We start from the raw sequence: 11,967 nt of genomic DNA, 5'->3' as shown, positions 1-11,967 counted from the left end.
AAAAGCAGGGCCCATTTTGATCTGATGGTTAGCTGTAAGCGCGGGCAACCCGACCGGAACAATGAATGGTGTAATTATCGGCATAGGCAGGGATAAATACCGAATGCCCTTTGTTTATTACACAGGTTTCACCGCTTTGATGGCTTAATGTCATGGCTTCATCGAGTGGCAGAAGAATTTCGGCCCCTTTCGTTTTGATTTGACGTTGCTGAGAGTGTTGCACAATGGCGAAATTGAAATCCTCCACGGGAATAGGGTACTCCAGTACGCCGTTTATCGCTGTTGGAGCCAGTAACAAGTGGTCAGCGGGCTTTTCATCAAAACGGGTGCAGGAGACGAGTTCATTCACATCCATGAACTTTGGCGTTAAGCCAGCGCGCAGTACATTATCGGAATTCGCCATAATTTCTAGCCCCGTCCCCTTAATGTATGCGTGTGGGGTTTCGGCATCTAGATACATCGCTTGCCCTGGCTGTAAGGTAACGACATTGAGTAATAGTGGTGTGAATAGCCCAACATCACCGGGGTATTGCTGTTCTAGTTCGGCGATTAAAGCGAAAACGGGACCATTTTCCCGCTGAGTTTTCATTAACAGCTTCATCAGCGCAGCTTCTTTCTGTTCGCCTTGCAGCGAAAGAAGGCCAGAGAAAAAGGCAGACAGTCCGTTTGGTGTTGGATCACCTGATAAATCGTTAACCAATGAATTGAGCTCAGCAATGTCGAGGGACATGAAATGTTTAAGAATATCGGAGATGGGTCTAAATCCATTCATTGCGGTGTAGTCAGTAAGTGCATAAACCAGTTCTGGTTTGTGATTGGCGTCTTTGTAGTTTCTGTTCCCTGCGGTTAGCGGCACCCCTCGTTGCTCTTCAAGTGCGTAACCTTGCTCAGCCTGCTGCTTATTAGGGTGAACCTGAACGGATAGTGCTTTTTCCGCGGCGAGTACTTTGAATAGATAAGGCAGTTCACCGAAACGGTTAGCAATGCTTTCGCTCAAAAATAGGCTTGAATCCTGAGAAATTAGACTCGATAGTTTCGTCTCTTGATTGTTAGACATAACCGTCGAGCAGCCATTTGGGTGTGCACCCATCCATATTTCGGCTTGTGGTTCACCGGATGGATTCGGTGTGCCAAATAGGAGCCCAAATGACGATGGGCTACCCCACGCATAGTTTTGAATGACGTTGGTCATTGGATAGAAAATACGTTGTATTACGACATGATCAGCGATAGAAAAATCAGACATCAAAATCACCATGAATTGAAACATGGCATGAACGAATAATCCGCTCATGCCATGGTATTGGTAGGAAGGGGAGGCTTACGCGGTCGCTGCCGTTAGTTTTGCTTTGCGTAGGTTTTTAAGTGCGATACACGTTACTGCTGTCACACCTGCACCTGTTGCCATGCATAGCAACGCAAGCAATGGGAAGTTCATTGCCCCGAGTAAAGCCACAACTGGGCCGCCATGCGCCACGCTGTTGGTGATGCCAAAAGAGAAGGCCATGACAGCCGCAACCATGGAACCAAGCACATTGGCTGGAATCACGGACATTGGATCTTGAGCGGCAAACGGAATTGCGCCTTCAGAGATACCAACCAGTCCCATTGCACCTGCCGCTTTACCTGCTTCAATTTCAGAGGATTCAAACAGGTCAAATTTACGTCCAAGCGTGGTGGCTATGGCCATACCGAGCGGGGCAACAGGAATGGCACACGCCATTGCACCCATGAACTGGGTTTGACCGCTGGCAATCATGCCAACAGAGAATAGGAACGCCACTTTGTTGAATGGGCCACCCATATCAAAGCCCGCCATTCCACCAAGAACGATACCGAGCAGAACCACGTTACCTGTGCTCATGCTGGTTAATAGCGCAGTCAATCCGTCCATTAACCCTGCAATAGGCGCGCCGATCACGAAGATAAAAAGACCTGCGATGAAAAGCGAACCCGTGATAGGAGCAATCATGATAGGGACAAGTGGTTGAACAAATTTGTGGTAGTTAAACGAAACGATCCACTTGACGAAGTAGCCCACTAATAGGCCTGCAATGATGGCACCGATGAATCCTGTGCCAGCGTCAGCGCCGTAGAAAGAACCATTGTTCGCAATCCAACCGCCAATTAAGCCAGGGGTGAGCGCAGGGCGGTCAGCAATGGCATAAGCGATGTAGCCGGCAAGAATTGGGATCATTAAGGTGAAGGCAACCACGCCGACTTCAAGAATTTGGTTCCACATGCTGCCAGCAGGGATAGCCATGCCCGCTTCTGTTGGCTCTCCGCCAATAGCAAGTGCAAGCGCAATTAACAACCCACCCGTGACCACAAATGGGATCATATGAGAGACGCCATTCATCAAGTATCGGTAAAGATCCGACCGCGCCTGAGAAGCTTTGCCGGCAACAGATTGATGGGATGTGGACTGCTGTGTTTGATAAATAGGGGCGTTCAAGGCTTTCTCTATCAAACCTTGTGCGTCGCGAATCGGGGCTTTTACGTTAGTTTCGATGACGCGCTTACCGGCAAATCGTGCCATGTCCACTTGCTTATCACATGCGACAACAATTGCATCTGCGCGTTCAATCTCAGCTTGGCTTGGGCTGTTCTTCACGCCAATTGAGCCGTTGGTCTCGACTTTGATGTCGTAACCCAATGCTAGCGCGCCTTTTTCAAGGGCTTCTGCTGCGAGGTAGGTATGGGCCACGCCTGCAGGGCAGCCAGTCACGCCAATGATGAAGCCTTGCTTCTCGGTGTTGGTTTCTGGGATGGACGCCTGAGGTTTTTCTAATAATAAATTCAGTGCAGATTGTGGTGAATCGGCATTGAGGAAGTTTTCAATAAACCCCTCTTCAATCAATTTGGAAGAGAGCTCGGCGAGCACTTCAATATGGTGGTTATCACCACCATCAGGGGAGGCGATCATGAAGAATAGCTTTGATGGTTGACCGTCGTCGGCACCGTATTCAATTCCCGTCTTATGAACGCCAATGACAACCGCAGGCTCGATAACTGCGGCGCTTTTTGCGTGTGGCAGCGCGATCCCGTCTTCAAAGCCGGTGTTACCTAGTGCTTCTCGCGCTTTAATGTCGGCAAGAAATTGTGCTTTGTCTGAGATACGTCCTTGTGCATGAAGTACCTCTATCAACTCTTTAAACACGGCTTCTTTTGAATCAGCTTCAAGCGACAGCTTAATCAAATCTTGATTGATCAGTTTCGTGATCATAATGAACCCCTAATCTATTTATTGTTTTGTTAGGGGTATTTTGAAACGTGTAAGTCGTTTTCTGTAGTGAAGAAAAAATGCATTCACTGGAAGATTGTTGCGTTGTGGTTGGAGTGTGATTTTGATCGGCTGTGGTATTTAAAAAACCACTGGTATGACAAAGAGAAGTGGAGAAATCAATATACTTATTAGGTATTTATATTGATTGTGAGAATATTTTTTGGTTCGGTATATACTGATAGTGGACTGTAAATTTATCGCTTTAACTGGATTATTGTAACCTAGTTTGATAATTGTGATTTTGCTCAATAGCACAATATTTCACTTAAGGGTATATCTATGCTTATAGCACTAATGCTACGTGCAAAGAGTTCGAACAATGATATTTCATGATTTAATCTCATCGGTATTAAGTGAGCGAGAACCGTTTCATCACATCTGGTTTGCAGGCGACTTTCATACGCCACCAGCGTTTAGCTATCAGGTGAACTTCCCTCGTTTAGAGTTGGTGTTAGACGGTGAATATATCAACGAAATGGAAAGCTACGAACGCAAGGTGACGAATATCGTTGCTAAAGCAGGGGATGCGATTTTTATTCCGCCAAACTGCTGGAATAAGCCGGATTGGGATACGAATTGCTCGGTACTGAGTATGCTATTTGGCCGCAGACAGCTGGGACTTAGTTTGGTCAGTAAGCGTAAAGGGGAGGCAAATTTTTATGATATTCAAAAACACAGCCTACAAACCCGCTCTGGATTCGCGATCGATAACATATTAGAGGCGCTGAGTTCTTTAGCGCGTGAAAGCCACAAACAGCCAATGGATGAGTTATTGCTGCAAGCGTTACTTCAGTACAGTAAGAGCATGTTGGATGCGCCAGAGGAGAAATCACATAGCCGTGTTCAAGATTTGTATCAGGGCATTTGTATCTATATTCAAGAGAATTTCCACAGACAAATCACCCGTGATAGCATCGCCGCCCGTTTTAGTCTCTCTGCTAATCATTTATCGCGTATGTTTCGTCAGCAAGGGCATATGACGTTGGCAGACTACATCACTTGGGTCCGTATTGACCGAGCCAAGTTCATGCTCAAGAAGTACAATTTCAAGCTCAATGAAGTGTCGGTACGTTGTGGCTTTAAAGATGTGAATTACTTTTGCCGTGTTTTTAAAAACAGAACAGGCAAAACGCCAACGGAATATCGAGGTTCAATTTAGGATCTTAAGGTAGTAGCCGAGACATGAAGTACATTAATAGCGCCTGTAAATCGACACGACTTCGAGTTGTTAAAAGGCGCTCTGAAATTTGATCGCACAATAAGTTTCGTGTCAGGTTTGTGGCGGCGATAATCTGTTCTCGGTTAGGCGTTTTTGGCATCACCAGTGCTATTGCTAGGTTGACATGTCCCATCTTTGATGTCCAATCAATAGGAGTATCACTGGCAATGACAGCGATGGCGATGTGATCAATATCCTCAAACATCACATGGGGCAGGGCGATACCTGGTGTGACACAGGTGGATGAACGCTCTTCACGTTTGATAAAGGCAAGAATGAGCTCATCGGGATCATCTGGGTAGATCAGGTGTGCCAGCCCTTTTAGGCATTCGAACTTAGTGAGCACCGTATGCGCTTTGGCATAATGCCATTGAGTATCGCTCGGTGGACAAAGTTGTGGCAGGCGCTCTGCGAGTTGGCTAGAGAATTCATAATTGATGCAAGAGCCAATGAGAGTGTAATGTTCGGCGATGATGTCTTTGAGCACAAAACAGGTGAGTTCAGCATCAATACCAATCGCGGTAATCTGACATAAGTCGCCTTGATTTAAGCCAGCTTGAAGCATGGCGAGAGAGCGAGTCAGATCCGCTGAGCGGTTTTGAGTAATATTAATGATGTGAATAGTCGATTTGAATTTTCTGGCCAGAGTACGTAAAGGCTGGGCTGCGAGCACATTGGCTTCTGTGCTGTCGACAAGAAAAGTGATCTGATATTCGTTCATCTTAATGGTTTACCGGCGGCAGTGAACAAGAAAGACTTTGTCGACATTAAGTAACACGTCTTCAATGGAAATTCGAACCGTGTTTGCCCCTTCAAAACGAGACTGTTGGTCGACATCAATGTCAGATACGATGAGGACTTTATCGGCCTGTGCGATATCGTGAGCGGAGAGCAAGTTTTCGATCCCCATTGCGCCTTGCGTTTCGACTTTGATCTGCACGTTATGCTTAGGCGCCGCTTTGACCAATGCATCAGCGGCCATATAAGTGTGTGCAATGCCTGTCGGGCAGGCGGTGACAGCGACAATTTTCACGGTTTATCTCCGCGGGTGATTTTTGCGGATATTAGCACAGTGTGACGGGGATTAATTAATTTAGCAGCCACAATTGAAAGACAAGCGTCACAGTTTGGTTGGACTGTTACAATAATCCAGTTAATGACTTTTCCGTCCTATATCTAAGGGTATGGAGGCTGATTAATCTATGTTCAAGCGTGATCATTTCAGGGTAGGAATAGGCAAGGAAGAAACAATGGATATTACTCATCTTATTGGGCTAGACACGATCTGCTTAGATCTTAAGGCAAAAACCAAAGAAGACGCGCTTAAAGAACTAGTGGAGTTACTCTCCGCTGCGGGAAAATTGGCAGACAAAGATCAGTTTCTTACGGATTTGTGGAAGCGTGAAGCGATAGGCAATACTGGCTTTGAAGATGGTGTCGCCATCCCTCATGCAAAAAGTGATGCGGTTGCTCAGCCTGCGGTTGCGGTGGGTATTAGCCGTACCGGGATTGACTATGGTGCTGAAGATGGTGAACTTTCCGATGTTTTCTTTATGCTGGCCTCGCCTGATGGCGGTGATCACCATCATATTGAAGTTTTAGCGCAGCTTTCTAGTAAACTCATCGAAGAGGGGTTTGTTGATAAGCTTAAAGCCGCAGAAAATACCGAGCAAGCCAGAAAGTTACTGACCGACATCCAACAACCGCCTGTATACGCCTATCAAAATGATTTATCTGAATCCAATCATACCCCGTTAAGTCCGTGGAAACTTCGCGTTGCCCACATTAAAGAACACTTGCTGTTTGGCACGTCACATATGATCCCTTTTATTGTTGCGGGAGGGGTATTGTTGTCGTTGTCTGTGATGATGTCCGGTCATGGCGGTGTACCTGAAAGTGGGGTATTGGCAGACATCGCACAGATGGGGATTGCAGGGCTGACCTTATTTACCGCGATACTGGGCGGTTACATTGCTTACTCCATTGCCGATAAACCAGGCCTTGCTCCCGGCATGATTGGTTCATGGGTGGCGGTCAACCAATACAGTACGGGTTTTCTCGGCGCGATTGTGGTGGGGTTCTTTGCTGGCTTTGTGGTGCAATTACTCAAAAAAATAAAGCTACCGGATAGCATGAGTTCACTCAATTCAATCTTTATTTATCCACTCGTTGGCACCTTTGTCACTTGTGGGATGGTTATGTGGGTGATTGGCTCACCTATTGCCACTGCCATGTTCGTGATGAATGATTGGCTAACCAGCATGGCAGGATCGGGGAAGATTGCGCTAGGTGCCATCTTAGGCGCCATGACGTCGTTTGATATGGGAGGCCCGATAAATAAAGTGGCAACCTTGTTTGCTCAAACCCAAGTCAATACCCAGCCTTGGTTGATGGGTGGGGTAGGCATCGCCATTTGTACGCCCCCGCTTGGCTTAGCTCTCGCAACGTTTTTATCGCCCAATAAATTTAAGCGAGATGAGCGTGAAGCGGGAAAAGCCGCAGGTATTATGGGAATGATAGGGATTAGTGAAGGCGCGATACCTTTTGCCGCGTCTGATCCTGCTCGCGTGTTACCAGCCATTGTTGCTGGTGGCATTGTGGGCAACGTGACGGGCTTTATGTTTCACGTTGTTAATCATGCGCCTTGGGGAGGGTGGATTGTTTTACCTGTTGTGGATGGAAAGCTTGGCTACATCATAGGAACATTGTTAGGCGCGCTCACTACCGCCTGTATCGTTATTGCATTAAAGAAAACCATCTCTGAACAAGATGATAATGAAAGTGAATTGGTTCGTTCTTATCGCTCTGTGAAAGGGGAAGGACAGGCGGAAGTGTTGGCTGTGACGGCGTGTCCGTCGGGTGTCGCTCATACCTTTTTGGCCGCTAAGTCATTAGAAAAAGCGGCTTACTCAATGGGCGTCAAAATTAAAGTCGAGACGCAAGGCGCGGATGGGGTGAATAATTGGCTAACAGCGAAAGATGTAGAGCACGCAAGAATGGTGATATTGGCGCATGATGTCGCCATTCAAGAGCCTGAGCGATTTAAGAACATTAAGGTTGTGGATGTATGCACGAAAGACGCCATTCTTAATGCCGTTGGATTACTCCACACAAGACGGTAAGTGACTTATTTTTTGCTCGGCAGTAGTCTATCTATATTGCCCTAAGTTGTGAGGTTACCTTTGAGGCCTTTATTTAGAGCCGTTTTGTGGCTAAGAGGTAAATCACGTCGTTTTATCCAAAGTAGAGTTAGGGCGAGTGAAAAATCATACTATTACGGGATACTTATCGAAAGTACCCAAGTCCAAACTTGCAGCCTTTTTTAGAATATCCTTTTCTTCTTCTGCTTGTCGAATTTGTCCTTTCTGGAGTCAAATTTCCTTTTTGGCTTCGATAAATTGACAGTCATCTTGAGCATTGACCAAAAAACACATGTGGGATTCGGATCAACGGTACTTGACGATCTTTGGATATACATCGGCATTTATACTCAAAAACACTGACTGGCAAGTGCACAGTAATAATGGCGAGATCGGTTCACTCATAAATGTGTTGCCCCCCTATTTGATCAACTCCTTATCAGGATTGACCATAATAGGCCCCCGACCCATGCTTACGTAGGTAATGTTTATCTAACAGCGATTGTGGCATTGAACCAAGGTTAGGTGACAACTGTCGTGAAAATAGTCCCATGTACGCCACCTCTTCAAGCACCACGGCATTGTGGACTGCAGTTGAAGCATCCTTTCCCCACACAAACGGCGCGTGAGCATTAACTAATACAGCTGGCATTTTGTTGGGGTCAATTCGACGATCGGTAAACGTCTCAACGATCACTTCACCAGTTTCCCATTCATATTCACTTTGTATTTCTTCTGTCGATATAGGACGTGTGCAAGGGATAGAACCGTAAAAGTAATCTGCATGGGTGGTACCCCAAGCCGGAATATCAAGTCCCGCTTGCGACCAAATGGTGGCATGTCGAGAATGCGTATGAACAATACCGCCTATCTCATTGAAAGCACGATACAAGCAAAGATGAGTTGGCGTATCAGATGAGGGTTTTTTGTGTCCTTCTACCACCATACCAGTTTCAAGATCGACTACAACAATGTCATTTGCCCGCATCACTTCATATTCAACTCCAGAGGGTTTGATAGCCATCACACCTCGTTCGCGATCCACGGCACTGACATTCCCCCAAGTGAACGTTACTAGCCCATGTTTTGGAAGAGCAAGATTAGCTTTAAGAACTTCCTCTTTGAGTCGCTTATACATTCCAGCCTCCTTGTTCCATTTTGTTTTCAATCCAACGACGGGCATTAATCAGCTCAGCCACCGGCTCGTCTGCCTTCTCCGTCCACATTTCAATTAAAAAGCTACCGCGGTAATTCAACGACTTGAGCGTTTTGAAAACTTGGACAAAATTAACACAACCCTCACCAAACGGAACGTCTCTGAATTGGCCCTCACACGTATCTGTAACCGCACAAGTATCTTTGAGATGAAGGGCTACAATTTGATTAATACCCAATGTCAATTCAGCGGTGACGTCGTTGCCCCATGCGGATAAATTCCCAACATCTGGGTACACGGTAAACCAAGGCGAATCGATCTTTTCTTGCCATGTTTTCCATTTAGTAATTGAGTTTATAAATGGCGTATCCATGATTTCAACCGCTAGCATCACCTGAGATTTAGCTGCTAAATCAACCGCCCACTTTAAGCCATGCTCGAAGCGTGTAAGTGTCTCGTCATCCGGTGTCTCGTAATAAACGTCATAGCCTGCTAACTGGATCGTTCTAATACCAAGATCCTGAGCGAGTGTGATGGCTTTCTCCATAATTGAGTAGGCACGCTGACGCGTCGCAGTATCGTGACTACCAAAAGGAAACCGGCGATGGCCCGACAAACACATCGATGGCACATGAATACCAGTTTCAATGATAGCGTTGACTAGGGCTTTACGTTCTTCCTTAGCCCAATCCAACCGAGCTAACCTATCATCGCTTTCATCAATGGACATCTCAACAAAGTCGAAGCCACAGGACTTGGCAAGCGCAAGCCTCTCGGGCCAATTCAGATGTTTTGGTAATGCTTTCTCATAAATACCAATAGGATGAGTGCGTGAGGCGTTAACGTATGTCATTCTTTACTCCCCAGAGTGAAGTCAATGTTTCTTTAAATGAAATAGCAGCTTGTTGTGGATCAGGAGCATCAAGCAACGTTCTGCCAGCAATAAAAGTGTCGATAGGTAAATGGGCAAACATTGGTAACATATCTTTAGTGAGCCCCCCGGTCACCGACATTTTGAATCCTAAATTACACATGCGTTCCAACCAATCAAGGTCTTCTTGCGACCAAGATTGGCCTTTCGCTTGAGCGTCTCTTCCTAGGTGATAGATCGCTTGAGATATCCCAACCTTGCGCCACTCTTTCGCTTGATCGAATGTCCAGTCACCGAATAATTCTATTTGAATGTCGCCCTTGTATTTATTGGCAACTTGCAAAGCACTTTCCATCGTTGCAATTGGCGCGGCACATATGACAGTGAGTAACGAGCCGCCTGCACTAAACGCTATTTCACCAAGATCGTTTCCGGCATCGGCTAACTTCATATCTACAACGAGTGGCTTAGTAGGATGCTGGGAGTGCAATGCACGCACGACAGATATACCTTCCGCAAAACAAATCAAGGTTCCTGCTTCCAACACATCAACGAACGGTGCTAACGTCTGTGCCGCTCGGAGAGCCTCTGCTTCAGTAGTAACATCCAAAGCGACCTGCAGCTTAGGTATCATAATTCTTTCTCCAACCGTGATTCACCAGAAGTTACTGTGCTTAATGCAGTTTCAAGTTGGCTTAGAGATTCAACGTACACACGATACTTTTCCTTTTTAACTTGATAAAGAATAAACGCATCATGGTCAGGTAGAATCTTATCGTGGTCGATACTCATTCCCTCCAAGGCCTGATCAACAGAGTCATAAACACCGCTGCCAACCATTGCGACAATCGCAGCGCCAAAGCAGCCCGTCTCTTCAATTTTGGGTAGTACAACAGGAAGTCCGCTAGCGTCTGCTAGAATCTGCATCCATTCTTTCGAACGGGTAGGCCCACCACACACAACTAGATACTCTAGGTTTGAGTACAGGCGACGAACATGATCAAGGTGATACAGGTGGCTAAAGACAACTCCCTCATAAATAGCCTGATATATTTGTGGCTTAGTATGAAGTGACTGGACACCATATAGGCCGCTTTTGACACCCAACCCAGCATTTGAACCATACAAAAATGGGGCGAATAAGACTGATGAACTGACCTTTGGCAATACACTGATTGAGCGATTTATTTCTATGAAGTCTTGATCAACAAACAACTCGGTGAACCATTCTAAATTACCAGAAGAAGTAGGGCTCGCATCGTGGGTAATGTATTGCCCCTTTTGCGCATGGTGTCCAAACACATGTGGCTTAACATATGGGTCACTGATCTCAATCAAGCGATCCGTGACACCTGTGGTTACCGACCAAGTACCCATCGTTAAGTTCAATGCCCGCGAATCTCGAACACCAGAGCAAATGGTGGTCGATACCACATCAAAAACACCACCAACGACGGGCGTGCCGACCTGAAGACCCGTTAATTGGGAGGCGACTTCATTCACTACACCTGCAACGTCTGTTGCACCAATTATAGGGGGGAGTGCATCAAATATTTCAGGGATACCCAGCAGCTCTGCGAGATCATGATCGTACTGACCCGTTTCGAAATTATAGAGATTAGATTCGGATATATTTGTAATTTCGCAGTGCTTCACCCCTGTTAAACACCACCTAAGATAATCATGACTCATGAATATCGTTCCTATTTGGTAGTATTGTTCAGGCAACGATTCTTTAAACCATCGTAGAATCGACACGGGGTGTCCCGTCCACAGGGTTTGTCTCGTTTTCGGATGAATCGTTTGCGGTATGCCCTCCTGCTGCCATCTTTTCACTACATCAATTGCACGTTGATCCGCAGAAAGCACCGCGCGTTCCATGGGTTTGTCTTGCTTATCTAGCAAGAATGCCCCTTTACCTTGAGCCGAAATTCCAACACCGTTAATTTGTGCCGGGTTAATTTGAGTATCCTCGATAGCTTGCTTAATCACTGCGCAGGTAGACGCCCACAGCTGCGCAGTGTCTCTCTCAACCCAACCTGAATGCTCAGAAATAAGTTCAAGAGAGCAGCGAGACACACCAATTTCTTGCCCTTTTTGATTGTAGATACCCGCTTTTAAATACGTACCTCCACAATCAATGCCTATCCAATAGTTCATGATCCACATCCATATACTTTATTTACAATCGTCACATCGCAAGAGAATCAGCATCGTATTTAGCTCTTCCCCTGGTGTCACAATGTCACATATCTCATTGCCGATGCGACATCCGTGTGGAGCGATACAAACCCG

The 11,967-nt window shown here is 46.2% G+C and carries 10 protein-coding genes; 2 read left to right on the top strand and 8 right to left on the bottom strand.

Going from position 1 to position 11,967, the window contains the following annotated elements; genetic code table 11:
- Positions 1-28: 28 nt before the first annotated feature.
- Both manA and L4D05_RS10270 read right to left on the bottom strand, forming a co-directional pair.
- Positions 29-1,246 carry a mannose-6-phosphate isomerase, class I gene (gene manA, locus L4D05_RS10275; RefSeq protein ID WP_428793889.1) on the bottom strand — a complete coding sequence of 406 codons (1,218 nt, stop codon included), beginning with the start codon at positions 1,244-1,246 and terminating at the stop codon, positions 29-31.
- A 75-nt stretch (positions 1,247-1,321) separates the two neighbouring features.
- Entirely contained in the window at positions 1,322-3,226 is a 1,905-nt protein-coding gene (locus tag L4D05_RS10270; protein WP_428793888.1) for a PTS fructose transporter subunit IIABC, read from the bottom strand.
- A 379-nt stretch (positions 3,227-3,605) separates the two neighbouring features.
- Between L4D05_RS10270 and L4D05_RS10265 the strand changes: the two genes are divergently transcribed.
- The gene (locus L4D05_RS10265) at positions 3,606-4,445 is read left to right on the top strand and encodes a helix-turn-helix transcriptional regulator (protein ID WP_428793887.1); all 840 of its coding nucleotides are present in this window, start codon (positions 3,606-3,608) and stop codon (positions 4,443-4,445) included.
- Between the two features lie 4 nt (positions 4,446-4,449).
- On the opposite strand, the gene L4D05_RS10260 is transcribed toward L4D05_RS10265, so the two are convergent.
- Entirely contained in the window at positions 4,450-5,226 is a 777-nt protein-coding gene (locus L4D05_RS10260) for a PTS sugar transporter subunit IIA (protein ID WP_428793886.1), read from the bottom strand.
- A gap of 9 nt (positions 5,227-5,235) precedes the next feature.
- On the bottom strand, positions 5,236-5,538 hold the full coding sequence (locus L4D05_RS10255) for a PTS fructose transporter subunit IIB (RefSeq protein WP_428793885.1): 303 nt from the start codon (positions 5,536-5,538) through the stop codon (positions 5,236-5,238).
- Positions 5,539-5,755: 217 nt separating this feature from the next.
- Between L4D05_RS10255 and L4D05_RS10250 the strand changes: the two genes are divergently transcribed.
- Complete coding sequence (locus L4D05_RS10250) at positions 5,756-7,627, top strand: fructose-specific PTS transporter subunit EIIC (protein WP_428793884.1); 1,872 nt, start codon at positions 5,756-5,758, stop codon at positions 7,625-7,627.
- A gap of 457 nt (positions 7,628-8,084) precedes the next feature.
- Here the strand turns inward: L4D05_RS10250 and araD are convergent, their stop codons facing one another.
- Genes araD through L4D05_RS10230 form a run of 4 tightly spaced genes read right to left on the bottom strand, consistent with a single transcriptional unit; the run spans position 8,085 to position 11,832 of the window.
- A complete protein-coding gene (araD, locus tag L4D05_RS10245; protein WP_428793883.1) occupies positions 8,085-8,783 on the bottom strand; it encodes an L-ribulose-5-phosphate 4-epimerase in 699 nt (232 codons plus the stop codon).
- A complete protein-coding gene (locus L4D05_RS10240; protein ID WP_428793882.1) occupies positions 8,776-9,654 on the bottom strand; it encodes an L-ribulose-5-phosphate 3-epimerase in 879 nt (292 codons plus the stop codon). Before L4D05_RS10240 ends, araD begins: the two co-directional genes overlap by 8 nt.
- Positions 9,641-10,306, bottom strand: coding sequence for a 3-dehydro-L-gulonate-6-phosphate decarboxylase (locus L4D05_RS10235; RefSeq protein WP_428793881.1), 666 nt, complete (start codon positions 10,304-10,306; stop codon positions 9,641-9,643). The genes L4D05_RS10240 and L4D05_RS10235 overlap by 14 nt, the downstream gene beginning before the upstream one ends.
- Positions 10,303-11,832 (bottom strand): FGGY-family carbohydrate kinase, encoded by a 1,530-nt coding sequence (locus tag L4D05_RS10230; protein ID WP_428793880.1) that lies wholly within the window; start codon positions 11,830-11,832, stop codon positions 10,303-10,305. The genes L4D05_RS10235 and L4D05_RS10230 overlap by 4 nt, the downstream gene beginning before the upstream one ends.
- Between the last annotated feature and the right edge of the window lie 135 nt (positions 11,833-11,967).

This window comes from Vibrio nomapromontoriensis (genome assembly GCF_050337205.1).
Lineage (GTDB): Bacteria > Pseudomonadota > Gammaproteobacteria > Enterobacterales > Vibrionaceae > Vibrio > Vibrio nomapromontoriensis.
The sequence above is the reverse complement of the archived record's forward strand: the minus strand, read 5'-3'. Positions and strand labels throughout refer to the sequence as shown.